The 24,845-nt window shown below is 69.7% G+C and carries 29 protein-coding genes; 13 read left to right on the forward strand and 16 right to left on the reverse strand.

Annotated elements, in window-relative coordinates; translation table 11 throughout:
* The first annotated feature begins 24 nt into the window (after positions 1-24).
* Genes WBL06_RS12595 through WBL06_RS12605 form a run of 3 tightly spaced genes read left to right on the forward strand, consistent with a single transcriptional unit; the run spans position 25 to position 1,201 of the window.
* Positions 25-267, forward strand: a complete 243-nt coding sequence (locus tag WBL06_RS12595; protein WP_424456579.1) for a type II toxin-antitoxin system VapB family antitoxin — start codon at positions 25-27, stop codon at positions 265-267.
* Positions 264-659 carry a type II toxin-antitoxin system VapC family toxin gene (locus WBL06_RS12600; RefSeq protein ID WP_424456581.1) on the forward strand — a complete coding sequence of 132 codons (396 nt, stop codon included), beginning with the start codon at positions 264-266 and terminating at the stop codon, positions 657-659. The genes WBL06_RS12595 and WBL06_RS12600 overlap by 4 nt, the downstream gene beginning before the upstream one ends.
* A complete protein-coding gene (locus WBL06_RS12605; RefSeq protein WP_424456583.1) occupies positions 656-1,201 on the forward strand; it encodes a thermonuclease family protein in 546 nt (181 codons plus the stop codon). The genes WBL06_RS12600 and WBL06_RS12605 overlap by 4 nt, the downstream gene beginning before the upstream one ends.
* A 1-nt stretch (position 1,202) precedes the next feature.
* Here the strand turns inward: WBL06_RS12605 and WBL06_RS12610 are convergent, their stop codons facing one another.
* On the reverse strand, positions 1,203-2,048 hold the full coding sequence (locus tag WBL06_RS12610; RefSeq protein WP_424456585.1) for a permease prefix domain 1-containing protein: 846 nt from the start codon (positions 2,046-2,048) through the stop codon (positions 1,203-1,205).
* Positions 2,030-2,368, reverse strand: a complete 339-nt coding sequence (locus tag WBL06_RS12615) for a PadR family transcriptional regulator (RefSeq protein WP_424456587.1) — start codon at positions 2,366-2,368, stop codon at positions 2,030-2,032. Before WBL06_RS12615 ends, WBL06_RS12610 begins: the two co-directional genes overlap by 19 nt.
* 85 nt (positions 2,369-2,453) lie before the next feature.
* Between WBL06_RS12615 and WBL06_RS12620 the strand changes: the two genes are divergently transcribed.
* Positions 2,454-3,233: a DNA-formamidopyrimidine glycosylase family protein gene (locus tag WBL06_RS12620; protein ID WP_424456588.1), complete on the forward strand. Its 780-nt coding sequence runs from the start codon at positions 2,454-2,456 to the stop codon at positions 3,231-3,233.
* A 120-nt stretch (positions 3,234-3,353) separates the two neighbouring features.
* On the opposite strand, the gene WBL06_RS12625 is transcribed toward WBL06_RS12620, so the two are convergent.
* From WBL06_RS12625 to WBL06_RS12640, 4 genes are read right to left on the reverse strand one after another with little or no spacing between them, the layout of a single operon-like run.
* Positions 3,354-3,755, reverse strand: coding sequence for a hypothetical protein (locus WBL06_RS12625; protein WP_424456590.1), 402 nt, complete (start codon positions 3,753-3,755; stop codon positions 3,354-3,356).
* Between the two features lie 36 nt (positions 3,756-3,791).
* Positions 3,792-6,344 (reverse strand): hypothetical protein, encoded by a 2,553-nt coding sequence (locus WBL06_RS12630; RefSeq protein ID WP_424456592.1) that lies wholly within the window; start codon positions 6,342-6,344, stop codon positions 3,792-3,794.
* A 7-nt stretch (positions 6,345-6,351) separates the two neighbouring features.
* Positions 6,352-7,284: a hypothetical protein gene (locus WBL06_RS12635; RefSeq protein WP_424456593.1), complete on the reverse strand. Its 933-nt coding sequence runs from the start codon at positions 7,282-7,284 to the stop codon at positions 6,352-6,354.
* Positions 7,277-7,774 carry an RNA polymerase sigma factor gene (locus tag WBL06_RS12640; protein WP_424456595.1) on the reverse strand — a complete coding sequence of 166 codons (498 nt, stop codon included), beginning with the start codon at positions 7,772-7,774 and terminating at the stop codon, positions 7,277-7,279. Before WBL06_RS12640 ends, WBL06_RS12635 begins: the two co-directional genes overlap by 8 nt.
* Before the next feature lie 466 nt (positions 7,775-8,240).
* Between WBL06_RS12640 and WBL06_RS12645 the strand changes: the two genes are divergently transcribed.
* Together WBL06_RS12645 and WBL06_RS12650 are read left to right on the forward strand one after the other, a co-directional pair.
* Positions 8,241-8,723, forward strand: coding sequence for a ferritin-like domain-containing protein (locus WBL06_RS12645; protein WP_424456597.1), 483 nt, complete (start codon positions 8,241-8,243; stop codon positions 8,721-8,723).
* Between the two features lie 131 nt (positions 8,724-8,854).
* Positions 8,855-9,406, forward strand: coding sequence for a hypothetical protein (locus WBL06_RS12650; protein ID WP_424456599.1), 552 nt, complete (start codon positions 8,855-8,857; stop codon positions 9,404-9,406).
* A 14-nt stretch (positions 9,407-9,420) separates the two neighbouring features.
* Here WBL06_RS12650 and WBL06_RS12655 read toward each other — a convergent pair whose 3' ends face one another.
* From WBL06_RS12655 to WBL06_RS12690, 8 genes are all read right to left on the reverse strand, one after another.
* A complete protein-coding gene (locus WBL06_RS12655) occupies positions 9,421-9,960 on the reverse strand; it encodes a CinA family protein (RefSeq protein ID WP_424456630.1) in 540 nt (179 codons plus the stop codon).
* Entirely contained in the window at positions 9,888-10,172 is a 285-nt protein-coding gene (locus WBL06_RS12660; RefSeq protein ID WP_424456600.1) for a hypothetical protein, read from the reverse strand. Before WBL06_RS12660 ends, WBL06_RS12655 begins: the two co-directional genes overlap by 73 nt.
* A gap of 73 nt (positions 10,173-10,245) precedes the next feature.
* Entirely contained in the window at positions 10,246-10,533 is a 288-nt protein-coding gene (locus WBL06_RS12665) for a hypothetical protein (RefSeq protein ID WP_424456602.1), read from the reverse strand.
* Positions 10,534-10,598: 65 nt separating this feature from the next.
* Positions 10,599-12,302, reverse strand: coding sequence for a malto-oligosyltrehalose trehalohydrolase (gene treZ / locus WBL06_RS12670; protein WP_424456604.1), 1,704 nt, complete (start codon positions 12,300-12,302; stop codon positions 10,599-10,601).
* Positions 12,299-14,617 (reverse strand): malto-oligosyltrehalose synthase, encoded by a 2,319-nt coding sequence (treY, locus tag WBL06_RS12675; protein WP_424456606.1) that lies wholly within the window; start codon positions 14,615-14,617, stop codon positions 12,299-12,301. Before treY ends, treZ begins: the two co-directional genes overlap by 4 nt.
* Positions 14,614-16,803: a glycogen debranching protein GlgX gene (gene glgX, locus WBL06_RS12680; protein ID WP_424456608.1), complete on the reverse strand. Its 2,190-nt coding sequence runs from the start codon at positions 16,801-16,803 to the stop codon at positions 14,614-14,616. The genes treY and glgX overlap by 4 nt, the downstream gene beginning before the upstream one ends.
* Positions 16,803-17,066 (reverse strand): hypothetical protein, encoded by a 264-nt coding sequence (locus WBL06_RS12685; RefSeq protein ID WP_424456610.1) that lies wholly within the window; start codon positions 17,064-17,066, stop codon positions 16,803-16,805. Before WBL06_RS12685 ends, glgX begins: the two co-directional genes overlap by 1 nt.
* A gap of 97 nt (positions 17,067-17,163) precedes the next feature.
* Positions 17,164-17,481: an ATP-dependent DNA ligase gene (locus WBL06_RS12690; RefSeq protein WP_424456611.1), complete on the reverse strand. Its 318-nt coding sequence runs from the start codon at positions 17,479-17,481 to the stop codon at positions 17,164-17,166.
* Between the two features lie 87 nt (positions 17,482-17,568).
* Here WBL06_RS12690 and WBL06_RS12695 point away from each other — a divergent pair, with 87 nt between their 5' ends.
* A complete protein-coding gene (locus tag WBL06_RS12695) occupies positions 17,569-18,414 on the forward strand; it encodes an EAL domain-containing protein (RefSeq protein ID WP_424456613.1) in 846 nt (281 codons plus the stop codon).
* A gap of 47 nt (positions 18,415-18,461) precedes the next feature.
* Here the strand turns inward: WBL06_RS12695 and WBL06_RS12700 are convergent, their stop codons facing one another.
* Positions 18,462-18,731 (reverse strand): hypothetical protein, encoded by a 270-nt coding sequence (locus tag WBL06_RS12700; RefSeq protein WP_424456615.1) that lies wholly within the window; start codon positions 18,729-18,731, stop codon positions 18,462-18,464.
* 48 nt (positions 18,732-18,779) lie between these two features.
* Between WBL06_RS12700 and WBL06_RS12705 the strand changes: the two genes are divergently transcribed.
* The 3 genes from WBL06_RS12705 (at position 18,780) to WBL06_RS12715 (ending at position 21,181) form a co-directional block, all read left to right on the forward strand.
* Positions 18,780-19,085, forward strand: a complete 306-nt coding sequence (locus WBL06_RS12705; protein ID WP_424456617.1) for a hypothetical protein — start codon at positions 18,780-18,782, stop codon at positions 19,083-19,085.
* Between the two features lie 25 nt (positions 19,086-19,110).
* Complete coding sequence (locus tag WBL06_RS12710) at positions 19,111-20,520, forward strand: dihydrolipoyl dehydrogenase family protein (protein ID WP_424456619.1); 1,410 nt, start codon at positions 19,111-19,113, stop codon at positions 20,518-20,520.
* Between the two features lie 409 nt (positions 20,521-20,929).
* The gene (locus tag WBL06_RS12715) at positions 20,930-21,181 is read left to right on the forward strand and encodes a hypothetical protein (RefSeq protein WP_424456621.1); all 252 of its coding nucleotides are present in this window, start codon (positions 20,930-20,932) and stop codon (positions 21,179-21,181) included.
* 77 nt (positions 21,182-21,258) lie between these two features.
* Here WBL06_RS12715 and WBL06_RS12720 read toward each other — a convergent pair whose 3' ends face one another.
* Positions 21,259-21,615: a winged helix-turn-helix transcriptional regulator gene (locus WBL06_RS12720; RefSeq protein WP_424456632.1), complete on the reverse strand. Its 357-nt coding sequence runs from the start codon at positions 21,613-21,615 to the stop codon at positions 21,259-21,261.
* Positions 21,616-21,721: 106 nt separating this feature from the next.
* Between WBL06_RS12720 and WBL06_RS12725 the strand changes: the two genes are divergently transcribed.
* From WBL06_RS12725 to WBL06_RS12735, 3 genes are all read left to right on the forward strand, one after another.
* A complete protein-coding gene (locus WBL06_RS12725) occupies positions 21,722-22,372 on the forward strand; it encodes an NAD(P)-dependent oxidoreductase (RefSeq protein ID WP_424456623.1) in 651 nt (216 codons plus the stop codon).
* A 177-nt stretch (positions 22,373-22,549) separates the two neighbouring features.
* Positions 22,550-24,142, forward strand: a complete 1,593-nt coding sequence (gene serA, locus WBL06_RS12730) for a phosphoglycerate dehydrogenase (RefSeq protein WP_424456625.1) — start codon at positions 22,550-22,552, stop codon at positions 24,140-24,142.
* 73 nt (positions 24,143-24,215) lie between these two features.
* Positions 24,216-24,845, forward strand: a 630-nt coding sequence (locus tag WBL06_RS12735; protein ID WP_424456627.1) for a maltokinase N-terminal cap-like domain-containing protein, incomplete at its 3' end; no start/stop codon positions are given.

A 24,845-nucleotide genomic window follows, 5' to 3' on the forward strand; every position in this document is an offset into this window, starting at 1 on the left:
CCCCTCCACGGTAGAATGGTAGACATGAGTCTCAACATCAAGAACGAGCGCACCCACGCGCTCGTGCGCGAGCTGGCTACCCTCCGAGGTGTGAACCAGACGGATGCCGTCACCGAGGCGGTCGAACGCCGCATCGCCGAACTGCGCCAAGTCGAGCGCAAGAAGGAAACCATCCTGCGACTCGCCCGCGAATTCCGTCAGTATGCAGGCGACGTGGATCTCAGCACGGACGACCTTTACGACGAGGAGACAGGGCTTCCCAGGTGATCGTCGACTCGTCGGCCATCATCGCCATTCTCGCGGGTGAACCCGAAGCCTCGGACTTCTCGGGCGCACTCGAGGCCGCGTCTCACGTGGCGATCGCCGCGCCGACCCTCGTCGAGCTCCACGTCGTCGCCGATCGCGCCCGGGACCCACGAGCTAGATCCGCCCTCGACGACCTTCTCCGCGCCGTCGACCCTGAGATCGTGGCGTTCACTGTGGAGCACGCCACGATCGCCCGACAGGCTCACCGCAACTTCGGCAGGGGCAGCGGACATCCCGCCCGCCTCAACTTCGGTGACTGCTTCGCTTACGCCCTCGCGAAGGCCACCGGCGAACCGCTGCTCTACAAGGGCGACGACTTCGGGCACACCGACATCCGAAGCGCCCTCGAATGAAGCGCCTGCTCGCGGTTCTCGTGGTGCTCGCCATCACGGCCTTCGCGGTGTGGATCGTCGCCACCCAGCAGCAGCCCGCCGCCACGCCGGATGCCGGCCCCGGCATCCCGGCGGTCGACGGCGGTATCCCGGCACCGGCCGACGCGCAGCAGATGACGGTCGTCGACATCACCGACGGCGACACCCTCCGGCTGCGGGACGGCAGCGGCGCGGTCGAGAACGTGCGACTGGTCGGCATCGACACCCCCGAGGTCTATCCGGTGTACGAGTGCTTCGGCGACGAGGCCGAAGCCGAACTGCTGCGCCTCGCCCCGATCGGCGGCACCCTGCTCGTCGATCCCGACGAAGACCCGTTCGACGACTACGACCGCCTGCTGCTCTACCTGTGGAACGACGACGGCACCTTCATCAACCTCGCGCTCGTCGAGGGCGGATTCGCCGAAGCCATCCGGGTGGCGCCGAACGACCTCTACTTCGACGAGCTGTTCGCCGCCGAAGACGCCGCAGCTCGCGGCGCCCTCGGCATGTGGGGCTCCTGCTGACTCAGGCCGTCGCGACCGGGGAGGTTCCCGCCCGCGCCATCACGAGACGACGGGCGAGCAACCCGAGCCCGATCACGATGACCGCGGCGACGACCTCGAAGGCGATCAGCTCGACGAGGTCGGCCCGTTCTCGCGCGGCCTGGCCTGCGGTCTCATAGAGGCCCGACCCCTCGTAGAACAGCGCCGCGAACCCGGTCGCGAGCAACAGCACCGGGGCGACCGCGAACAGCAGCACCGACACGATTCCGCGCACCAGCGGCACGTGAGCCCCCCGCGCCAGGGTCACGGCGAGGCAGATCGCCAGCGCCGGCGCCCAGACCATGACCATCCAGGGCAACAGGGCGAACACCGTGGCCACGCCGCCGGCGACGGCACTGATCGCGCCCAGCCGTCCGAACCCGTCGCCCAGGCCGATCGCGAGCAGGATCATCGTGGTGGAGGTGAGGCCGACCGCGAGGGCGAGCAGGATGCCGCCGGTGATGCCGACGGCATCCGTGACGGTCACGATGGTCTCGGAAAAGCCGTACGGATAGAGGAACATCACGGCGATCCAGCTCAGGGTCGCGACGATCGCGAACACGCCGGTGGCCCTGTCGAGTACTGCGTTCATGTCGAAGCCCTTCGTGGGAACGGATGCGAGGAGTGTTGCGGTGAGACGGGGGTCGCCGAAGCGGTCGAGCGCGCTGCGTTCGGCGGCGACGCGGGCCATGCCACCGGCTTCGGCCCGCTCGACGGATTCGTATAGGTGATCGGCCATCTCGTCGAGCAATTCGCGCAGGTCGCGCCGGTGGGCGAGGCGGGCCTCGACGATGCCGAGGTAGTCGTCGATCAAGCCGGACTCGGCCATGACCGACCTCCCAGCACGCGGGTGACGGCGGTCGCGAACTGCTGCCAGCTCGCCTGCTCCCGCGCGAGGCGGGCGGTACCGGATGTCGTGATGCGGTACTGCCGGCGGCGACGACCGTTCGCTTCGATCCACTCGCTGGCGAGCGCCCCGTCGCGCTCAAGGCGGTGCAGCACTGGATACACGGTGCCTTCGGCGAGGTCGAACACCTCGTCGCTGTCGTCGCGAAGCCCTTCGATGATGGCGTAGCCGTGCCGGGGTCCGCGGGCGAGCACGGCGAGCACGAGCAGGTCGAGGTGCCCCTTCAGCGCTTGGGTCGTCATACCTCGGAATGCTATGCCTCGGATCGGTAGGCGTCAAGCGATCGGGTCGCCCGGTCGGCGTACCCTCACACCAGAAGGAGGCCGGATGCCTGAGGGCGACACCGTCTGGAAGACGGCGCAGGCGCAGCATGCGGCCCTCGCCGGCCTCGTGCTCGACCGCACCGACTTCCGGGTGCCGAGATTCGCGACTGTCGACCTCGCGGGTGAGACGGTGCGAGAGGTCGTCGCCCGCGGCAAGCACCTGTTCCATCGCGTCGGTGAGTTCAGCATCCACTCGCACCTGAAGATGGAGGGTGCGTGGCGGGTCTACGCGCCCGGGGAGAAGTGGGGCCGACCGGCGCATCTCGCGCGCGCGGTGCTCGACGCCCCTGGCGTGCAGGCGGTGGGTTTCGAGCTCGGCCTGCTCGAGGTCATTCCGACGGCAGAAGAAGAGGATGTCGTCGGCCACCTCGGCCCCGATCTGCTCGGCCCCGACTGGGATGCCGGCGAGGCGGTGCAGCGGCTGGCCGAGCGCCCGGAGGTGCCGGTCTATGTCGCGCTGCTCGACCAGCGCAACCTCGCGGGCGTCGGCAACGTGTACGCGAACGAGATCTGCTTTCTGCGCGGCGTGCTGCCGACCCGAACCGTCGGCGAGACCCGCGACCTACCGGCGGTGGTCGACCTGGCCGAGCGGATGCTGCAGGCCAACAAGGATCGCTGGAACCGATCGACGACGGGCAACCTGCGCCCGGGCAGCACGACCTGGGTCTATGGGCGGCGCGGGCGCCCGTGCCGGCGGTGCGGCACCCGCCTGCTCGGCGGCGAACTCGGCCGCCTCGAAGGTCAGGAACGCGTCGTCACCTGGTGCCCGCGCTGCCAGACCTAGAGCGACGCCAGCACGGCGCGCGCCAGTTCGATCGCCCGGTCGCGTTCGTCGGCACTCGTCTCATCGTTGATGAGTCGTCCCACGCGGCCGGGCCTCCGGGAAGGTCGCCGAAGGTGGCGCTCAGCGCACTCGCCGACCCGAGGTCGTTGCGCCAGTAGCAGTGCGTGCCGCCGGCGACCAGGAACCCGGCGTGATACGCGACGGGTTGCACCGGAGTCTCGAGTTCGACCGCTGTTCCGAGGGTCGACGAGACGAGGTCGGTCGGCGCGAGGTCGGCGCACGTTCCGGCCGCAGGTCCCCGGGCCGGGAGGTCGCGATCGCCGCCGACTGGGTGGCCCAGGCATCCGTTGCCGCGGGCAGCACCGACATCGTGAGGTACCGCTCGGGACTGCCGCCGTCGCTCCACTCGCAACGCAACGCTCCCGCCTGCGCCAGCCCGATTTGCGCGAGCTCGTAGTAGCCGGCACCGCTGAAGGTCAGCGGGATCGGCGCGATCTCGGGGGCGAACGCCGCACCCAGCACGTCGAGGTCGAGGTCCGAGACCTCATGGTCATCCGTTCAGTCGATGAGCCGTGCGCGCAGGGTGACCGTCGCGCTGTACAGCTCGGGAACCCGAACCACGACACCCTCGGGGGTGAACAGCTGTTGCAGATCGACGTCGGCCGTGGCGGTGCGCACGGTGTCGTCCGACGCGACGCTCAGGCAGTCGGCACCCCACGCTTCGGCGTCGCCCCACCGCGAAGCCTCGCCGATGAGGATCGACAGGGTCACGCTGTTGGTGTTGTAGAGGTCGCGCTCGAGGCTTCCCCCGCTGGAGACCAACCCGTCTTCGAGGCACCGGCCGCTGCGCGTCTCTTCGGCGCCGACCGACGAGCCGTTGAAATCGAGTTCGAAGACTCGCAGGTAGCTCCGGCTGACGTGCTGGGCGCGGATCTCGTAGAAGACTTCGGCACGCAACGCCGGCGCGATGACGAGGGCGGTACCGCCCCACCAGGATTCCGCGTCGTGCAGGCCCCACGTGGTGCGGTTGCCGTCGGCGTCGACGAGTTCGAGTTCGGCGAGGTACTGCGCGCCGAGGCAGACGCCAGCCATGCGCAGACCGATCGTGTGGGACCCCGAGGCCGTCACGCTCGAGCCGCTCACCTCGAGGGGCAGGTCGGTGCCGTCACACCGGGTGCCTGCCACCGGGCCGCCGAGGAACCGCAGCGTGTAGTCGACGGGGCGATCGACCTCGACGGTCAGCGATGCCGCCGACCACGGTTGGGTCAGTGTCGGTTCGGTGAACGTCCAGTCGGCGTCGTTGTCGACTTGGGGCACGTCGGGAATGACGTAGTCGACGGGGCGGTCGACGGTCGGGGTGATGTTCCAGTCGGAGCGACCGTTGCTGAGACCCTGCTGCCAGTCGACGTAGAAGGTGGCGGTGCCGGCAGCGACGTCGCGGCTCGGCGGGGTGCAGTCCGATCCGAAGAACGACCCGCACAGGCCGGTGCCTTGCGTCACATCCTCCAGCGCCACCCGGTACCACTGGCGCTCCGGCGGTTCGCAGACGCCGCGGCATCCGCCCTCGCCGGCCGGAATGAGATAGCTCGTCTCGGATGTCTCGCCCGTGTTCAGGGCGGTGGTCACGGTGATCACCAGGTCGCCGCGGAAGCCGTGGGTCCAGAGGCGTTCGCCGTCGGATGCCGTGCCGCCGCTCGCGAACGCCGACGCGTCGCAGAGCTGCACCGGCAGGTCGCCGTCGCGGTCGCGAGTCCAGGTCCAACTCGGGCGCCAGCAGCCGATGCCTTCGGCCGAGGCCACCCGCACATCCATGCGCTCGACGGCGTCGTCGAACCGCGCCACGTCGAACAGTGAGATGCTCGGCAGCACCCGGTCGGCTGCTTGCACGACGGCGGAGGATTCGAAGTTCGGCTGGCTCGTCTCCCACACCGGCGCGCCGCCGGCGGGGAACCACCGCCCGCAGACGATCGCGGTCGCGCCTTCCGGGATCACGAACGTGCGCACGGCCTTGCGCTGGAAGTCGGGCAGCGCGTTGAGGGCGTTCACCTCGTCGCGGTCGGCATCGACGTCGACCGTGGTGAGCGGGGTGAGCTGCCTTGCTCCGACCGGCGCGGTGCACGTCGGGGCGGCATCCGGCTCGACGAGGTAGGCGCGGATGTCGAGGGTCTCGTCGCGCGGGTACAGGCCCGACGCGAAGAGCAGGTTGTCGCCGACGGTGCTGATCTGCAGCCCCGGGTGCACGGGAGCACCGCCCGAGTGGAAGCGCACCGTGTGCGGTGGCGAGACGCGCAGGAAGGTGTCGATGCCGGTCACGACCGCGGTGTAGGCGGTGTTCGGTTCGATGCCGTCGATCACGAAGCAGTGCTGGGCGATCGGCCAGCCATCGGGCAGGGCGACCTGTTCCTCCCAGAGGGCGAGTTGTTCGGCGGTGGTGGTGACGATCGTCTCGCGCTCGGCCGCCGGGTCGCCGGTCGGCCAGTAGCGCAGGGTGAAGGTTCCGGGGGCGGTCGCCAGGATGCCGAAGGGCACCTCACCCAAGCCGGCTTCGAGCCCGTCGCACCAGAGCGACCCGCCGTAGGGGTTGCCGTTCTCGAGGTACTCGGCGTAGGTCGGCGGGAAGGCCTGGCCGCCGGCCGCGAAGTCGCGCAAGGCGGTGTCGCTGAGGATCGTGCTGCGCAGGCCGCCGGGGCAGCCGACGGCCGGCTCGCCCTCGCGGGGTGCGCACGGGTCGTCGCCGTCGGCCCGACCCTCGTCGCCGAAACTGATGAGGCCCAGCAGCGCGTCGGGCCACGCCATCAGCTCGTCGAAGAAGAACAGCAGCGAGGGGTCGATCGGCGCGTCACCCGTCGGCGCCGCCGGCACGGTGACCTCCCGCTCGGCGGCGGCCTCGCTCACCACGACCGGCGCCTCGGGTGCGGCTTCGTCGTCGGGTTCGACGGGCGGCTCCTCACCTTCGGCGATGGGAGCCAGCACGGGAACGATCTCGGTCGTCGGCTGCGTCGTCACCGTCTCGACCGGCGCGAGGCGCATCCCGATCAGGGTCGCGGCCACGCCGACCGCCACCGCCGCGATCACGGCGAGCACGGGAATCAACCACTTGGGAACGGTCATCGTCGTCTCAGATCAGGCAGTACTCGACGGTCACGGCCACCGCAGTGGATTCAGCGTTTCCCGACGCGTCGGTCGCCGTGAGGGTGATCGTGTAGTTGGTGTCGGTGAAGCCGATGGTGTCTTCCGAGAACGAGAACGACCAAGTGTTGCCCGACCGATTCAGAACGGCATTGCCCCCCGTCCAACTCGCCGTCACCGATTGCACGCCACCGGGATCAGTCACATTGATGGAGATGAGCGAAACGGTAGGCCCACACTCCGGAAATCCCTGCATCGAGATCGTCTTGGGATTCGCGTTCGCGTTCGCAAGTGAGGGCGGAGTGGTGTCGCCCGGGGCAGGCTGCGGCGCAGGCCCCGGCACCGGGACCGGCTCGATCGTCGGCTCGGGGGTGGGCTCGGGGGTGGGCTCGATGACCTCCACGGTCGCGACGGGGCACGCCTCGACCGGGAGGCTGTCGACATCCGCCTGCCCCTCATCCACGACGACCACCGCGCGATCGAACCACAGGGTGCGGGTGAAGTCGTTGGGGTCACGCACGCCGAGGTAGCCCGAATCCTCCGAGCGGGCCACGGCGAGCACCCGGTCGCCGGCGAAGAGTTCGCCGATGACGGGCCCGCCGGGGCACGACGAGGCGGGAGCCGAGTCATCCAGCACCGCGGTATAGCCCGCGAGAATCTCCCGGGGTTCGCTGGCAAACACCCCGGAGGCGCCGAGGGCCGTGCCCCCGACCCCGGCGAGCACGATGAGCCCGAGCCACGGCAGCCACGAGAACGCGCCGCCGCCCCAGCCCGGAGCGGTCGAGGAGGCAACCGAGGTACCGGGATCACCGGCGGCGACCCGCGAACGGATGGCGTCGGCGACCCCGGCGGAGTCACCCGGTTGTGCGGCACGCTGCAGCGCGTCGCGCAGCACACCGTCGAGTTCAGTGAACTCAGCCATGGTGATCCTCCCTCCTCAGTCGCGCCGCGAGCGCCTTGCGGGCGCGGTGCAGCTGGGTCTTGATCGTGCCGGTGCTCACTCCGAGGCCTTCGGCGACCTGTTCCACCGATTGGTCGAGCAGGTAGTGCAGCACGCACACTTCTTTCTGTTGCCGGGGCAGCTCGTCGAGCGCCTTCAGCACGTCGATGTCGAGCCCGGCCAAGGCCGAGTCGTAGCTCTCGTCGTCGGTGCCGATCTTCGCGTAGGCGCGCGACTCGGCTCCGCGCGACCGCTGCAGGTCGCGCGCCCGGTTGCTGGCGACGACCGTGATCCAGGCGGCGACGTTGGTGATCTCGCGGGCCGGGGGCTTCGCGAGAAAGCCGACGATCGCATCCTGCACCGCGTCGGCGGCGTCCTGCCGGTTGCCGGTGATCAGTCCGACCGCCGCGACGACCTTCGGATACTCGTGCGCAACGAAAGCATCCAGGTCGACCTGGGTCCTCTCGGCCACGGCTGCGCTCACAGTCCTTCGACGCGGTGAGGAGCCCGTCAGGTTGACAAACCCCCAAAGGAAACTGCGCTCAGCATCCCGCACCGACGGGGCTCGGCGCTAGACGTAGCGATCTAGGCCAGGCCGGCGAATCAGCCGCCCACCCGAGCTCCTGGGTCGCTTTCGCCTCGGCGACGGCCGCGAACTCCCGGCGCCGGTGTCGTTGAACCCGGTGCGGTTCCATCGGCACGTCGAGAATCGACCCTGACTGCTGGATGCCGGCACTCAGCACCAGCACGTCGATGCGGCGGTCGGCGGCAAGCTCCAGGTCGAGCGGTTCGAGGTCTGCGTCGCATCATGCTCCGACGCGAGGCACCGGTGCTACGGGGGCTCGGCCCCTTGCACTCGAACGCGAAACCCGCAAGACCTCGCAGCGGTACTGCGCCCCGACCTACCGTCGAAAGCACACCTCACGAAGGAGAAGCCGATGCCCACCATGACCCTCGAATCCCCGACCGAGCTGCTGCACTACCAACTGCGTACGGCGCTCACGATGGAAGACCACTCGCTCGCCGCGCTCGGCGAATTGGCGAAGGCGGCGAAGTCGGCCGACATCAAGAAGATGTTCACCCATCACGCCGAGGAGACCCGCGAACAGATCGCGAACCTGCACGAGGTCTTCACGATCCTCGATCTGCGCGACACCACGGCGCCGTCACCGAGCACCACCGGCATCGCCCGCCAGGCCGAGTCGCTCATCGCGAAGGCGGGCCCGAAACTGCGCGACCAGGTCGTGCTGACCTGCGCACTCGGCAATGAGCACTACGAAATCTCAGCCTACGAGGGGCTCATCATTCCGCTTGAGACGATGGGGGTTCCGGATGCCGTGAAGCTGTTGCGCGCCAACCTCGACCAGGAGACGCACACCAGCGAGGAGCTGCGCACCATGCTCGAGAAGGTCGTCGGCTGAACGCGCTGCGCGGGGAACGCGCCGAGCACCGCTGGCCGGCGGTCGGCGCGATCCTCGTCGCTCTCACCCTCTACGCGCTGCTACCGAGCAGCTTCTTCCCGGCGCTGCGCGTCGCCGTCATCGCGATCTGCGTGCTACTGCTCATCCCGGTCGTCGCGATCAACCCGGTGCGCTTCAACACGCAGACGAAGTGGTCGCGTTGGGCGTCGGTGGGGGGCACGATCGTGCTCGCCATCGCCAACCACGTCGCGCTCGTGCAACTGGTCATCCAGCTCTTGCAGGCGAAGTCGGATGCCGACGGCACCCTGCTGCTCGCCGCCACCCAGGTGTGGATCACGCACGTGATCGTGTACGCCCTCATCTACTGGGAGATGGACCGGGGCGGGCCGGTCGTGCGCTCCACCGCGAAACGCGCCGACCTGCCGCTCGCCGACATCCGCTTCCCGCAAGACGAAGACCACGACACCGTCGCCGAGGTCAAGGCCGGTTCGTCGGCCTCCGTCAACTGGACGGCGTCGTTCGTCGACTACGCATACTTCTCGTTGTCGAACACGATGGCGTTCAGCCCGCCCGACGCGATGCCGCTGCTGGCACGCACGAAGGTTCTCGTCGGACTGCAGGCCTTCGCCGGGTTCGTGATTCTGGTGCTCGTGATCGCGCGCGCCGTCTCATTGCTCGGCTGATCTGGCGCCCAGCGTCAGAGCGCGACGAGCATCGACAGAGCGTGCGTGATCGTCTGCGCCACGACATCCTCGGGGTCGCCGTCGAAGGCTTGTGCCGATTCGCGCACCTCGCTTGCCGACACCGCGCAGAAGAAGACGGTGCCCGACGGCCGACCCTCCTCGGGCCCCGGCCCGCCGACCCCGGTCACCGCGACGGCGAGGTCGGCTCCGGTGAGGTCGAGCACCCCGAGCGCCATGGCTCGCGCGGCATCCGCCGTGACCACGGGGCCTTCGGGCACCTCGAATACCCGGTACTTCGTCGCGTTGCGATAGGCCACGACACCCCCGGCGAACCATGCGCCGGCGTCGCCTGCCTTCGCGAGCGCGGCGCTGAGCGCCCCACCGGTGAGCGACTCCGCCACCGCGACGGTGACGCCCTCTCGCTGCGCACGCCTGCGGACCTCGTCGGCCAGCCGCTCGATCGCCCGATCGTCCGAGATGGTCAGCCCCCCATGCGGAAGATCGTGATGACGAGCACCAGCGCGACGGCGGTCGCGCCACCGATGACCCCCCAGAGCAACGCGGTGACGACGCGCACGCCGGGCGCGCCCCGCGGTCGCCGTTGCGCCCTCCGGTCGATCGCAGCGCGGGCCGAATCAAGGTCGTCGAACACGCCGAGCTCACGACCGCGTGCGCTCGTCACGCGGTACGACCCGTCGATGCGTTCCACGGTGCCGAGCGATTCGCCGCGCCGCGAGGCGGCCCAGCGGCCCGACGACGGGCTCATCCACCGCACCTCCGACGTCCATCGATCCGCCGAACGCTCCGTGGCGGTCGGGTCGGCAGTCAGGCGGCCGACGCTAGGCACGCGCCGCGCGCAGCCGGTCGAGCGCCACCGTGAGGTCGAGGCACTGGGCGATTTCGACCGAGGTGTTGTACACCGAGCCGAGCAGGGCGACGTAGACCGGACCGGCGAGCTGCACGTAGCCGACGACCTCGTCGCCCTCGGTCGCGCGATACACGTCGGGCAGCACCAACGTCGCCACGAGTGACCGCTCGACCGGCGCGGTCCGCGGGCGCGCCGCGGGCTGCGCGACGCGCGCACGCGGAGCTGCTGAGCGGCTCGGGCGGTCGGTGGTGAGAGTCATGGTTCACTCATTGTCGGCAGCGGCACGGCACCCCTTCCAGGGCTTGTCAGCCGCGAAACCTCGTGCTACTCGATGGTGCGCGACACCAGGGCGGAGTCCGGCGGAAGCATCAGCGGGTTGCCCGACACGTCGTCGGAGGTCGCGAACAGCGCCTCTTCCTCACCCTCCGGGCGCCATGTCGCGTCGCCGAGATTGAGCCGGATGCGGATGCGCCCCCGCACGAACGTCACGTGACGTTCGTGCTCGTCGATTTCGGCGCTCAGGTCGCCCAGACGCGGGCTGCGCAGGTCGGGTTCGCGGCTCCGGAGGGCGATGAGGTCGCGGTACTGCGCAAGAAGCCTGCGGTGCGGCTCATGCGCCAGTTCGTCCCACGCCAGCTTCGACCGCTGGAACGTCGCCGGATCCTGCGGGTCGGGCACGACATCCCGGTTCCAGCCCATCTTCTCGAACTCGGCGAAGCGCCCCTCCGCCGTCGCGCGGCCGAGGTCGGGCTCGGGATGCGAGGTGAAGAACTGCCACGGGGTCGACGCGCCCCACTCCTCGCCCATGAACAGCATCGGCGTCGACGGGGTGAGCACCGCGAGCACCGCGCCGATCGCCTGTCGCCGAGGGGAGAGGGACGCCGAGAGCCGGTCACCCGCCGCCCGGTTGCCGATCTGGTCGTGGTTCTGCAGGCACGTCACCAGTCGCCACGCCTCGACATCGTCGTCGAGCGGCACGCCGTGCGTTCGCTCGCGGAACGTCGACCAGGTGCCGGCATGGAAGAAGCCGCGCGTCGCGACCCTGCCCAGCGCGGTGAGCGGCTCGAAGTCGGCGTAGTAGCCGGCAGTCTCGCCCGTGAGGGCGACGTGCGCGGCGTGGTGGTAGTCGTCGCTCCACTGCGCCGTGAGCCCATGCCCGCCCTCGTGACGGGGGCGGAACATCACCGGGTCGTTGAGGTCGGACTCGGCGATCAGGGTGAGCGGGCGCTCGAGCCGGCGGCTGAGGTCGTCGGTCTCGCGGGAGAGGGTACGCAGGATGTGCTCGTCGGACGTGTCGCGCAAGGCGTGGACGGCGTCGAGTCGCAACCCGTCGACCCCGTACTCCTCGAACCACATGCGGGCGTTGTCGAGGATGTACCGACGCACCTCGGCGTGCGAGAGTTCCACCTCCTGGCCCCACGTGTTGGCGGCTTGGTCGCGCAGGTAGGGACCGTACAGCGGCAGGTAGTTGCCGCTTGGGCCGAGGTGGTTGTAGACGACATCCTGGATGACACCCAGCCCCCGCGCGTGACAGGCGGCGACGAAACCGGCGTAGGCGTCGGGTCCGCCGTAGGCCTCGTGCACCGCGAACCACGCCACCCCGTCGTAGCCCCAGTTGTGCGTGCCGTTGAACGCGTTGACGGGCAGCAGCTCGACGAAGTCGATGCCGAGATCGACGAGGTGCCCCAGTCGCGCGACGGCGGCATCGAGGGTTCCCTCCGGGGTGAAGGTGCCGACGTGCAGCTCGTAGATGACCCCGTCGCGCAACTCGCGGCCGGGCCAGTCGAGGGGAGCGAGCCGGGGCAGCGCAGCCTGGCTGAGCCCGTGCACGCCGTCGGGCAGCCGGCGACCGCGCGGATCGGGCCGTGGCGTGGGGTCGTCGTCGAGCAGGAACCCGTAGCGCGCGCCCGGCGGGAGGTCGGGGCCCTCCCACCATCCGCCTTCGCCGGGGGTCATCGGATGCCGCACGCCGTCGATCTGAACGGCGACGGTTGCCGGGCGCGGGGCCCACACCCGCGCGGTGCTCATACCACCTCCCGCAGCAACAGCGCGACCGGGTAGCGCTCCAGCAGGGACGCGAGGGGAACCTCGGCGCCGTCGACCGTGGCACCGGTGAAGGCGTCGCGATAGCGGCCGGCAGCCACCGGCAGCACGGTGTCACCCCAGCCGCCGCCCCGCTCCAGCCCCATCGGCAGGCGGGTCGCGATCGGGATGGCGCCGCCGCGATCGACAGCCACCAGGTGCGCGGCCGCCAGCCCGAAGGCGGGAAGCGGCAGGTAGCGATCGAACGACTCCGGGTGGTCGCGCCGGGCGCGCAACGACCGGGACGTGACAAGCAGCTTCGCAGCGCCGGAGGCGTCGACGGGCGGCAGCTCACCGGCATCCAGTCGGGCCAGCAGCTCCCGCCGCTCCGCGAAGTCGACCGGGCGCCGATTGTCGGGGTCGACAAGCGACCGCTCCCAGAGTTCGCTGCCCTGATACACGTCGGGCACCCCCGGGCCGGTGAGCTGCAGCACCTTCGCGGCGAGCCCGTTCGACCATCCGGCGGGCTGCAGACGGGCGGCCATCGCCTCGACGTCGGCGCGGGTGTGCGGATCGTCGAAGACGCTGTCGACAAGCTCATGCAGGTCGCGTTCGAATCCCTCATCCGGGCGCGCCCAGGTCGTCGCAGTGCCCGCCTCGCGCGCGGCCTTCTCGGCGTAGTCGTGCAACGCCCCGCGCTCACGCGGCCACGATCCGACGATCGACTCCCACATCAGGTTCTCGAACGGCCCGTCATCGAGCGCGAAATCGGCCCGACGACGGCCGACGAAGGCCTCCCACTCCTGCGGGACCTCAGCGATCGCCGAGATGCGAGCGCGGGTGTCCTCGCCGCGCTTGGTGTCGTGCGTCGAAAGCGTCGTCATCGATCCGGGCAGCGCCGCGAGGCGCGCCTGCTGCCGAGCATGGAAGGCGTCGACGTCGAGCGAGAACTGGTCGGGGTCGCCGCCGACCTCGGTCAGCGAGGCCAGTCGGGAGACGCGATAGAACGCGGTGTCCTCGACGCCCTTCGCCATCACCATGCCGGAGGTCTGCTGGAACCGCACGGCCACGCGTCGCGCCGGGTCGCGCAGCGCCGCCCCGACCACGTCGAGGCTCGGCGCGAGCTCCGGTCGCCGCCGTGCTGCGACATCCAGCGCCTCGTCGAGGTACTCCGCGCCGTAGGGCAGATAGCTGCGGTACACCGGGAAGCAGGCGAGCACCTCGGCGAGGGCATCGGCGATCGCCTCCGCCGAACCGGCTCCGGGGTGTTCGGCGAGCAGGTCGCGGGTGAGGCGCAGCACCTCCGAGCGCAGGATGCCGTCGGCGATCGTCCGCTTCGTCGCGTGGATGAGGTCGGCCCAGTCGTGCCGGCCGCCCCGCAGCCGCGCGTCGAGCCGGTCGAGCGTCGCGCGGCCCGACGGGTCGATGAGCACGCGGTCGATCTCGGCGAGCGCGTCGTAGCCGGTCGTGCCGGCGGTCGCCCAGAACGGCGGCAGCGGTTCACCACGCTCAAGGATCTTCTCGACCAGCGTGTAGCAGCCGCCCGTCGCGTCGGCGAGCCGGTCGAGGTAGCCACCGGGATCGGCGAGGCCGTCGGGGTGGTCGACCCGCAGGCCGTCGATCAGCCCGGCCTGCACCCAGCGCACGATCTCGCGGTGCGTGTCGTCGAAGACGTCGGGGATCTCCACCCGCACCGCCGCGAGCTCGTTCACGGCGAAGAAGCGGCGGTAGTTCAGCTCGGCGTCGGCGCGGGTCCAGTGCACGAGCTCGTAGTGCTGACGGGCGTGCACGTCGAGCACATCGCTGGCGCGCGACCCCGGCGACAGCGGGTAGCGATGCTCGTGGTAGCGCAGTTCGTCGTGCTCGATCCGGAGGGCGCCGGTCGCCGCGGCCTCCTCCGGGGTCTGCCCGAGCACGGGGATGCGCAGACGGCCACCACCGGCATCCCAGTCGATGTCGAAATGCTCTGCCCACGGTGACTCGCGGCCGAGCCGCAGCACGTCCCACCACCATGGGTTCTCGACAGGCACGCCGACGCCCATATGGTTCGGCACGATGTCGACGACCACGCCGAGACCGAGGCCGCGCACGGTGGCCGAGAAGCGTTCGAGGGCGTCGACGCCGCCGCGCGCGGGATCCACGCGCGTCGGGTCGACAACGTCGTAGCCGTGGGTCGAGCCGGAGGTCGCCACCAGAAGTGGCGAGAGGTACACCCAGTCGGCGCCGAGGTCGTGAAGGTAGTCGGCGACGTGCGTCGCCGCGTCGAGTGGAAAGTCGGCAGAGATCTGCAACCGGTAAGTGGAGATCGGCGCGCGCGTCATGCGAGATCCGTTCCGGTGGCGGCCAGAGTGACGCTGACGGCGGAATCTCCAGTGTCGGGCTCGACGTGCTCGCGCAACACCACGAGCGAGTGTGGCGACAGCGTGATCCGGTCGCCCGCGCCGAGCGGAGCCCGGTCGACATCCTCGGCGCTGGTGTCGACGATGACATCCCAGGTCAGCGGCGACAACGCGGGGAGCATCACCTCGACATCGTTCTCGTCGGCCGAGAAGTAGACGAGGAACGAGCGGTCGACGACCCTCTCCCCGCGCGGCCCGCGACCGGCGATGCCCTGGCCGTTGAGGAACATGCCGATCGCCCGCCCGAAGTCGGCCTCCCAATCCTCCGGCTCCATCGACTCCCCCGACGGGCGCAGCCACTCCAGATCGGGCCACGGCTCGCCGGCGCCCCGGCGCACCGGATGGCCGTCGAAGAACCGCGCGCGACGGAAGGTCGGATGCTCGCGACGCAGCCGCACCAGAGCCGTCGTGAAGTCGACGAGACCCTTGTCGGCGGTATCCCAGTCGACCCAGGCCAGCTCGGAGTCCTGCGCGTAGACGTTGTTGTTGCCGCGTTGCGTTCGCCCCAACTCGTCGCCGTGCAGCAGCATCGGAACACCCTGCGAGAGCAACAGCGTCGCCAGGAAGTTGCGCTGCCGTCTCGCCCGCAGCTCGAGGATCGCGGGATCGTCGGTCTCGCCTTCGATGCCCGAATTCCACGACCGGTTGTGACTCTCACCATCGGCACCGTCTTCGCCGTTCGCCTCGTTGTGCTTCTCGTCGTACGACACGAGGTCACGCAACGTGAACCCGTCGTGAGCGGTGACGAAGTTGATCGATGCCACCGGTCGTCGCCCCGTCTGTTCGTACAGATCGGCCGAACCGGTGACTCGCGACGCGAACTCGCCGAGGGTGGCGGGTTCGCCCCGCCAGAAGTCGCGCACGGTGTCTCGATACTTGCCGTTCCACTCCGTCCACTGCGGCGGGAAGTTGCCCACCTGGTAGCCACCGGGCCCGACATCCCAGGGCTCGGCGATGAGCTTCACCTGGGATACCACCGGATCCTGTTGCACCAGTTCGAAGAAGGTGGAGAGCCGATCGACGTCGTAGAACTCGCGGGCGAGGGTCGACGCGAGGTCGAACCGGAAGCCGTCGACGTGCATTTCGAGAACCCAGTAGCGCAGGGAATCCATGATCAGCTGCAAGGAGTGCGGGTGGCCGACGTTGAGTGAATTGCCGGTGCCCGTGTAGTCCATGTAGAAGCGGGGATCGTCCTCGACGAGTCGGTAGTACGAGGTGTTGTCGATGCCGCGCATCGACAACGTCGGCCCCAGGTGATTGCCCTCGGCCGTGTGGTTGTAGACGACATCCAGAATCACCTCGATGCCCGCCGCGTGCAGAGCCCGCACCATCCCCTTGAACTCCTGCACCTGCTGGCCGGGCCCGGTGCTCGACGCGTAGTCGGCGTGCGGCGCGAAGAAGCCGATCGTGTTGTAGCCCCAGTAGTTGCGCAGCCCCTTCTGTTCGAGCGTCGAATCGTGCACGAACTGATGCACCGGCATGAGTTCGATGGCCGTCACCCCGAGCTTCTGAAGGTGCGCGATGACCGCCGGATGGGCGAGACCGCCGTACGTGCCGCGCAGCTCGTCGGGCACATCGGGATGCCGCATCGTGAGTCCCTTCACGTGCGCCTCGTAGATCACCGAGTCCTTGTACGGGATGCCGGGGGCGGCGTCACCCGACCAGTCGAAGAACGGGTTGACGACGACGCCGTGCGTCATGTCGGCCGCAGAGTCGTCGTCATTGCGCCCGTCGGGGTCGCCGAAGGGATAGGAGAACAACGACTGCCCCCAGCGGATGTCGCCGACCGTCGCCTTCGCATACGGGTCGAGCAGGAGCTTCGCGGGGTTGAAGCGCAGGCCGGCGGCCGGATCCCACGGTCCGTGCACGCGGTACCCGTACCGCTGACCCGGTTGCACCCCCGGCAAGTAGGCGTGCCAGACGTAGGCATCCACCTCCGTTAGCTCGACCCGGGTCTCGCGGCCGCGATCGTCGATCAGGCACAGCTCGACGCGTTCGGCGTTCTCGCTGAAGAGGGCGAAGTTCGTGCCGTTGCCGTCGAACGTGGCCCCCAGCGGATAGGCGCTGCCCGGCCACGACTGCGGCGCGGCCGATCCGCGCTTCGCCATCAGGATGCGTCCAAGCTGGGCGGCTCGTCGCCGACGTCCGAGAGCACCCACCCTCCGTCGTCGCTCTGCCGCAGCGTGAAGGTGGCGGTCTGCCCGTCCGCGCCCCGAGTCCGCAGCCGCCAGTAGCGCAGACCGTTGATGTCGGCGCACTTGGCGGCCAGCACTCGGAACGGCGCCGATTCGCTCAGCAGCCGCACCGGATCGCCGTCGACGAACCAGACCCTGATCGGCGAGCCCACGTGCGACGGGTGCAATGGCGTCATCGGGCCGGCCTTCTCGAGACGGGGCGAGGTGACATGTCCTCGACGCTAAGCGGGCCCGTCTGCGGCCGGGAGGTCTTGACAGGGCGCCCCCGAATGCCTAACCGGCCGGCGCGTCCTTCTCCGGGGGCTCAGGGGTGAGCACGAGGCCGCCGGGGGAATTGGCCGACTTCGTGAGAATCTGCACCCACTGCGCATTGAGCCGCGGCTGCCGACCCCCGAAGTACTCGAAGGTGAGCGGAATCGACGGCGCGAGCCAGATCGAGGTGCGACCGAAGCCGCTGCGCGAGGGCTCGGTCCACGTGAACGAGAAGTGCTCGCCGCGCCGCAGCTTCGACCAGATCACGACCTGCAGGTGGGCCAGCACCCGGTCGTCGAGCGAAACGGCCAGTTTGGAGTCGTAGGTCAGCGTGCCCATGCCCTGACGATATCCCGACGGAATGCGTGGGTGTCACCCATTCGAGGGGCCTTGTTTGCGTTGCGGCGCGCGTAGTATACGGCGGCAATGAACAGTTGGGCGAGCGTTGACCCCGACTCCTCTGCCGACGAATCTGGACAGGTGAGCACGGGCGACGAGTCGCGCCTTGCGGCCGAGGCCGTCCTGGCGGAACAGCTGCGTCACGCGCTCGTCTCCGGCGAGTTGACCGCCCACTACCAGCCGCAACACGACCTGGCCAGCGGTCGGATCGTCGCCATCGAAGCGCTCTGCCGGTGGTGGCATCCTGAGCTCGGCCTGCTGCTGCCCGAGCGGTTCATCCACGTGGCCGAGCAGCACGGGCTGATCTCGGAGGTCGATCGCTTCATGCTCGACGAGGCGGGGCGACGTGCCGTCGACTGGAACCGCCGGGGCGCACGTCTCGGGATGTCGGTCAACGTCTCGCCGAGCGAACTCACCCGCGACTTCGCCGAGCGGCTGCTGACCCGCCTGCGTTCGCTGGAACTGCCGCACCGCACCCTGACGGTCGAGATCACGGAGTCGCCCGAGATCCCGTTCTCGCACGAAGAAGTGTTCGCGCTCCATACCCTGATCGACGGCGGTGTCGGGGTCTCCGTCGACGACTTCGGCGTGGGCCAGGCGTCCCTCGAACTCGTCAAGCGGCTGCCGCTCACCGAAGTCAAGATCGACAAGTCGCTCGTGCAGAACGACGCCCGGTCGATCGACAACCTGGTGCGTGCCTGCGTCGAGGTCGCCCGGGAGCGCGGCGCCACGATCGTCGCGGAAGGCATCGAAACGCAGGAACACTTCGAGCGGGCGATGCGCTGGACGTGTGAGCGCGGGCAGGGCTACTACTTCTCTCCGCCGCTGCCGCTGCGCGAGATCGAGTCGCTCGTGCTTGCGCCGCTTAGCTGACCCTGGACGGCCGCGAGGCGAGTGCCGCGCCGAAGGTCTGCGGTGCCCTATATGCCGTACTGATCCTGGTCGGCGGTGTCGGCCTCGGCATCCTCTGGCGTCGCCTCCGTGTCGCCTCCCACGTCAATCTGCGACCACGTCACCGGCATGCCCGGTGAGAAGAGGATGTCGATGCCCGGCCCGCCGCGCAGCGGGGGGATGTTGACGTAGCCGCCGCCGGCCCGGATGGCGGCGAGAATCTGCGCCTTCAGCTCGGTCACCGGCTCGGGGAGAAAATAGTCGCGCCCGTCGACGGTGAGCCGGTTCACAATTGCCACTCCGTCAGGGTACACATCTCCCCTAGACCGACACATAGGATCGACCCGATGGGATCACTGCACTACGGTTCGCCTCCGGCGAGTTTCGAGCTCGATGACCGCGCTCTGGCGCACCTCGAGCTAGTCGTGCTCGCCAAGCTGCGGCGCAACGAGAGCTTCGCGCTGAACCTCGACGCCCCGAAGGGCGGGCGCACGACGATCTGGGTCAACTCCGCCTCGACGCTGCGGTTCGACTTCGCCGAGACGACCCACGAGATCAACCGCCAGTGGCTCGACGAGCTGATCGACTCGGCCAACACCACGACGGGTCTGCGGCTGGTTCCCGAGCCCGAGAAGGCTGTTCCAGCGAAGTAGCCGCGCCCCGACGTAGCCTGGCTAGATGCTGCGTCGCGAGGTCGATCTGGTGGTCATCGGTGCGGGAACCGTCGGCGAGAACGTTGCCGATCGGGCGGTGCAAGGCGGCTTGAGCGTCGCCCTGGTCGAAACAGAGCTGGTCGGCGGCGAGTGCTCGTACTGGGCCTGCATGCCGTCGAAGGCGCTGCTGCGGGCCGGTGCCGTGACCCGCGCCGCGCGGTCGGTACGCGGGGCCGCACCGGTCGGCGATGTCGACCCGGCCGCCGCCTTCGCCCGGCGCGATGCGATCGCACACGACTGGGACGACACGTCGCAGGTCGAGTGGGCGACCGGCGCGGGGATCGACGTGGTGCGCGGCCACGGCCGCCTCGCCGGCGAACGTCGCGTGATCGTCACCGCCCCCAACAGCGTCGAGACCGAGTTCGTGGCCCGGCACGCCGTCGCCGTGGCGACCGGCAGCGCCTCTCTCCTGCCCGACATCCCGGGCCTCGTCGACATCGGGCCGTGGACGAGCCGCGACGCGACGAGCGCGAAGGCCGCCCCGAAGAGTCTCGCGATTCTCGGCGGCGGTGTGGTCGGCAGCGAGATGGCGACCGCGTACGCCGACTTCGGAACCCAGGTGACGCTCATCGCGCGCAGCGGGCTGCTCGGGGGGATGGAGCCGTTCGCCGGCGATCGCGTCGCGGCAGCTCTGCGGGCACGCGGGGTCGACGTGCGCACCGGCGTCGAGGCGGTCGCCGCGCGAGGCGAGGGCGCCGACAAGGTGCTCGAACTCTCCGATGGCAGCTCGGTGCGCGCCGCAGAGGTTCTCGTCGCCACCGGTCGGGTCGCTCGCACCGGCGACCTGGGTCTCGAGTCGATCGGCCTGGAGCCCGGCGCGTGGCTCGACGTCGACGACACGATGCGGGTGCGCGGGCACGACTGGCTCTACGCGGTCGGCGACGTCACCCACCGCGCGCTGCTCACCCACCAGGGCAAATACCAGGCCCGGGCGGCGGGCGACGTGATCGCGGCGCGCGCGAACGGTGAGGATGCCGACGACGTTCCGTGGGGCCGTCACGTCGCGACCGCCGACCACGCCGCCGTGCCGCAGGTGACGTTCACCGACCCGGAGGTGGCATCCGTCGGGCTCACCGCCGCCGACGCCGAGAAGGCCGGGTACCGCATCCGGGTTCTGGACTACGACCTCTCCTGGCTCGCCGGGGCGACCGTGCAGGCCGACGACTACGCCGGCACCGCGCGGGCGATCGTCGACGAGGACCGCAAGGTGCTCATCGGGATGACGCTCGTCGGGCCCGGCGTCGGCGAACTGCTGCACGCCGCGACGATCGCGATCGTCGGCGAGGTGCCGCTCGACCGGCTCTGGCATGCGGTGCCCGCCTACCCGACCCTCAGCGAGGTGTGGCTGCGGCTGTTGGAGACCTACGGTCGCTGACCGTTACCGATCCGATACCGATTCGGGCCAGGTGGCGGCGTGTGGCCCTTGATCCCCGTCGCCGTGCCCCGCTAAGTTGGGCGACGCGCGGTTCCGCGCTACGCCGATAGATGAAAGGAGGCCGGCTGATCATGAACGCAATGCTCACGGGGATGATCCCCACTCGTACCGCCGGCTTCGTCGGCATCCTCACCTGTCGTCTCGGCTGACCGGGCGCTCTTCTGAGGGCCGCCGCCGCCGATACACGGTGGCGATGCTGATGAAGCCCTGATCCGCAGTCGCACGCGACTGCTCACGGATCGACGCCCCGTTCACGACTCGTCGGCTGGCACACCATGCCCGATGTGGTCGAACCCCGAGAATCCGCCGTCACGAGCGGCACCCGTCACGTCATGTGAGGAACACCACCTTGTCTACGACACTGTCCACCCATCCGCCGCAACAGACCCTGCACGACGAGGCCCCGCGACTCACGTCGCGTCGGCCGAGCGCGCTCGACAAGCTCGCGCTGCGCGCCGGTCTGCTGCTGATCAGGTACGGCCGCCGCCGCTACGCGCTGTCTCGCGACGACCTCGCGCGGCACGCGGAGAACGCCCGAGCGCGTCACGCACGCGAACTCGACCGGGATCGCGCCCGTCTCACCCTGTTGCCACCGCGATGAGAGTCTTCGCCGCGCACGGCACCAGCACCGGATGTCCCGGGACCCGAGGGTTCCGGGACATTCCCGTTTAACGTCGGTCAATGAGCCGTCTGGTACTCCCGCTGCCGGTCGACGACCTCGGACATGTTCTCGACCGCCCATTCCTCGAGCGCGCGCAGCGGCCCCAGCAGTGAGCGACCGAGGGAGGTGAGCTCGTACTCGACCCGCGGCGGGATCTCGGGGTAGACGGTGCGGGTGACGAATCCGTCGCGTTCGAGCGAGCGCAGGGTCTGCGTGAGCATCTTCTGCGAGATGCCCCCGACGCGGGTGCCCAGCGCCGAGAACCGCAGCGGGCCGGAGTCGAGCGCGACCACGATGAGCACCGTCCAGCGGTCGCCAATGCGGTCGAGCAGTCGACGCGACGGGCAGTTCGCCTCGTACGGGTCCCACGGCATGACACTCACCACGACGTACCTCCGTTACCTGGAAGTGCGTACTTCCGCACCTCCAATACATGACATACGGTAACTCAGTAACTGTCAGAGAGTAAAGGAGCAATACATGGCACGCATCACGATTCTGGGCGGCACCGGCTACGCGGGCGCTGCGGTCGTCGCGGAGGCGGCGAAGCGCGGGCACCAGGTCACGTCGGTCAGCCGATCGGAACCCGAGACGCGCGTCGATGGCGTGGAGTACGTCGTCGGATCCGCCCTCGACGGCGCGACCCTCGACGCCGTGCTGCCGGGCCGGGATGTCGTCATCTCGGCGATCTCGCCGCGGGGCGACATGGCCGACAAGCTCTCCGGCGCGGTCGACGAGCTCGTCGCACGCCTCGCGGGCACCCCGACCCGTTTCGGCTTCGTCGGCGGCGCATCGTCGCTGCAGGTCGAAGAGGGCGGCCCGACCCTGTTCGACGTCTCGAAGGACCACGTCCCGGCCGAGGTGCTGCCCGAGGTCGAGACCGGCATCGCCGCACTCGCCACGCTGAAGGCGTCGCCGGAGTCGCTCGACTGGTTCTACGTGAGCCCGCCGCAGGACTTCGGCTCGTGGCTCGGCACCCCGTCGCAGGGCACCCACCGTCTCGGCGGCGACGTGCTGCTGAAGGATGCCGAGGGCGTCTCCACCATCTCGGCCGACGACCTCGCCCTGGCGATCGTCGACGAGATCGAGAAGGGCGGCCACCGCCGCCGCCGCTTCACCGCCGCGTACTAATCCCCTCGGTGGTCGAGTAGCCCGCGCAGCGGGCGTGTCGAGACCCATATCCGAGTACCCGCGCCGGGTCTCGACACGCCGCTTCGCGGCTACTCGACCACCGAGGTGCGGCCCCGCTCAGCGCCCCCGGTAGGCTCACCGGGGGCGCTGAGCCGGTTGCGCCCGGAAGGATCCCGCGTGACCAAGCCGATCGTGCTCATCGCCGAAGAACTCTCGCCCGCCACGGTCGATGCTCTGGGACCCGACTTCGACATCCGCAACGTCGACGGCACCGACCGGACCGCGTTGCTCGCCGCGCTGGCGACCGCCCACGCGGTGCTCATCCGCTCGGCGACGCAGATCGACGCCGAAGCGATTGCTGTCGCCCCGCTGCTCAAGGTCGTCGCGCGCGCCGGGGTTGGGCTCGACAACGTCGACATCTCCGCCGCCACGACCGCGGGCGTGATGGTCGTCAACGCTCCGACCTCGAACATCATCAGCGCTGCCGAGCTGACGATCGGCCACATCCTCTCGCTCGCGCGCCACATCCCGGCCGCCCACGCCAGCCTTGCCGCCGGCGAGTGGAAACGCTCGAAGTACACCGGCGTCGAACTGTTCGAGAAGCGCGTCGGCATCGTCGGCCTCGGGCGCATCGGCGCGCTCATCGCCGCCCGGCTGCAGGCTTTCGGCGTGGATGTCGTCGCCTACGACCCCTACATCACGGAGGCCCGCGCGCAGCAGCTCGGGGCGACGCTGCTGCCGCTCGATGAGCTGCTCAGCACGAGCGACTTCATCACGATCCACATGCCGAAGACGCCCGAGACGACCGGCATGATCGGCGCCGCCCAGCTCGCGGCGATGAAGAAGACCGCCTTCGTGATCAACGTCGCCCGCGGCGGCCTGATCGACGAGGCCGCCCTCGCTGCGGCCCTGCGCGACGGCGAGATCGCCGGGGCCGGCATCGATGTCTTCACGGCCGAGCCCCCGACGGATGACCTGCTGACCTCCGCCCCGAACATCGTCGTGACCCCGCACCTCGGCGCCTCGACCGACGAGGCGCAGGAGCGCGCCGGCGTCTCGGTCGCGAAATCGGTGCGGCTCGCCCTCGACGGCGAACTGGTGCCGGATGCCGTCAACGTCGCGGGCGGTGTCATCGACCCGACCGTGCGTCCCGGCATCCCGCTCATGGAGCACCTCGGCCAGTTGTTCGCCGGTCTCGCCGACGCCCCCCTGCAGTCGATCGACGTCGAGGTGCGCGGCGAGATCGCCGAATTCGAGGTCGGGGTGCTGCGGCTCGCGGCGCTCAAAGGCGTCTTCTCGCAGGCCGTCACCGAGACCGTCTCGTACGTCAACGCCCCCCTTCTTGCCGAGCAGCGCGGCATCACGGTGCGGCTCACCGTCGACACCGTCGCCGAGGACTACCGCAACGTGCTCAGCATCCGCGGCACCACGACCGACGGCGCCCGCCTCTCGGTGTCGGGCACCCTCGCCGGCACGAAGCAGGCCGAGAAGATCACCGAGATCAACGGCTACGACCTCGAGGTGCCGATGGCCCGCCACCTCGTCGTCATGGAGTACACCGACCGCCCGGGCATCGTCGCGATCTACTCCAAGGCCCTCGGGGATGCCGCGATCAACATCGCCGGCATGCAGATGGCCAGGCGCGGCCGCGGCGCCGACCAGCTCTCGGTGCTCACGCTCGACTCGGCCGTTCCCGAGGAGCTGCTCGCCGGCATCCAGCGCGATGTCGAGGCTTCGGTGCTGCGCCAGGTGGAGATCGTCGACCTGTAGGGGGCGGCCTTACACCCTCGGGGCGAGCTGTCCAGACCTACCGGCATCGGCCGGGACCTGCGACGGTGAGACGATGGGGTTCGAAGAGGATGTCGCTGCTTGGGTGGTGCAGCAGCGCTGGTATGCGGGCAAGAGCCACACGCCGCGCTTCCGCCTCCTCGACGCGCAGCCGACGCACGGCGCGACGCGTTACCTGCTGATGGATGACGCGGCGAGCCCGGCGACGCTGTACCAGGTGCCCCTCGGAGAGGCCGACGGCGAGCTGGTCGACGCGCCGCACGATCACGACTTCGCGGTGGGGCTGCTCGCCGAGATGGGTGTCGACACGAGCCGCGTGACCGGCAGCCGGGTGATGACCGGCGAGCAGTCGAACACGTCGATCGTGTATGACGAAGACGACCGCCCCACGATCATCGTGAAGCTGTTCCGGGCGCTGCACCATGGCGAGAATCCCGACGTCGTCGTGCAACGCACCCTGAGCGCCGTCGGGTCGCCGTTCGTGCCGCGGTTCCTCGGCAGTCTCGACGCCGAGTGGCCCGACTCGGGCCGCCCCTCGGGCGTCGCGCGCGGCACGCTCGCGTTCGCGCAGGAGTTTCTGCCCGGCGCCCGCGACGGCTGGTCGATCGCCGTCGAGGAAGCACGCGAGGGCCGTGGCTTCACCGAGGCCGCGCACGACCTCGGGGTCGCGGTCGCCGGCGTGCAC

This window comes from Pseudolysinimonas sp. (assembly GCF_049651805.1).
Taxonomy (GTDB): Bacteria; Actinomycetota; Actinomycetes; order Actinomycetales; family Microbacteriaceae; genus Pseudolysinimonas_A.